This window comes from Nocardia niwae NBRC 108934 = DSM 45340, assembly GCF_001613465.1.
Lineage (GTDB): Bacteria > Actinomycetota > Actinomycetes > Mycobacteriales > Mycobacteriaceae > Nocardia > Nocardia niwae.
Window position 1 is genome coordinate 1 of record NZ_BDCK01000095.1, and the last position, 1,020, is coordinate 1,020.

The following is a 1,020-nucleotide window of genomic DNA, read 5'->3' on the forward strand; positions in this document are numbered from 1 at the left end:
TCGGTGCCGATCGAGGTGCCTCGCGACCGCGACGGCAGCTTTCAACCGCAGATCGTGCGCAAGCGCCAACGCCGATTGACCGGGGTCGATGAGATCGTGCTGTCGCTGTATGCGAAAGGGTTGACCACCGGCGAGATTTCGGCGCATTTCGCCGAGATCTATGGTGCGTCGGTGTCCAAGGAGACAGTCTCCCGGATCACCGACAAAGTCGTCGCGGAGATGCAGGAATGGTCGAGCCGACCCCTGGACGAGGTCTATGTCGCGATCTTCATCGACGCGCTGGTCGTGAAAGTGCGAGACGGTCAAGTCGCCAACCGGCCGATCTATGCCGCGATCGGGGTGACGGTGACCGGGGAGAAAGACATCCTCGGCCTGTGGGCCGGCAGCGGTGGTGAGGGCGCGAAGTTCTGGATGAGTGTGCTCACCGAGATCCGTAACCGCGGGGTCAAGGACGTGTTCTTCCTGGTCTGCGACGGGTTGAAAGGCCTGCCGGAGGTGGTCGGCAACGTGTGGCCACTGGCCACGGTGCAGACCTGCATCATCCATCTGATCCGCAACACCTTCCGGCTGGCCGGACGCCAGCACTGGGACGCGCTGAAACGGGACGTGAAACCGATCTACACCGCGGTAAACGCCGAGGCTGCCCGCGCCGCGTTGGATGAACTGACCGAGAAGTGGGGAACGAAATACGGTGCGATCGTGCGGCTTTGGGAGAACTCCTGGGAGGAGTTCATTCCGTTCCTCGACTACGACATCGAGATCAGGCGGGTGATCTGCTCGACGAACGCGATCGAGTCGCTGAATGCCCGCTACCGGCGCGCGATCAAGGCCCGAGGGCATTTCCCCACCGAGCAAGCCGCGCTGAAATGCCTGTATCTGGTGACTCGTTCGCTCGACCCGACCGGCGCCGGTCGGGCACGATGGACCATGCGGTGGAAGCCTGCGGTCAACGCGTTCGCGATCACCTTCGCCGACCGCTGGCCCGACGCCCGAACCTACTGAGAGAAACCGCCGGAAACA

1 protein-coding gene is annotated in these 1,020 nt (G+C 63.1%); it reads left to right on the forward strand.

What is annotated here, in order from left to right; translation table 11 throughout:
* Positions 1–1,002: IS256 family transposase (locus tag NNI01S_RS32975; RefSeq protein WP_063025461.1), on the forward strand; the 1,002-nt coding region annotated here is incomplete at its 5' end.
* Positions 1,003–1,020 lie beyond the last annotated feature (18 nt).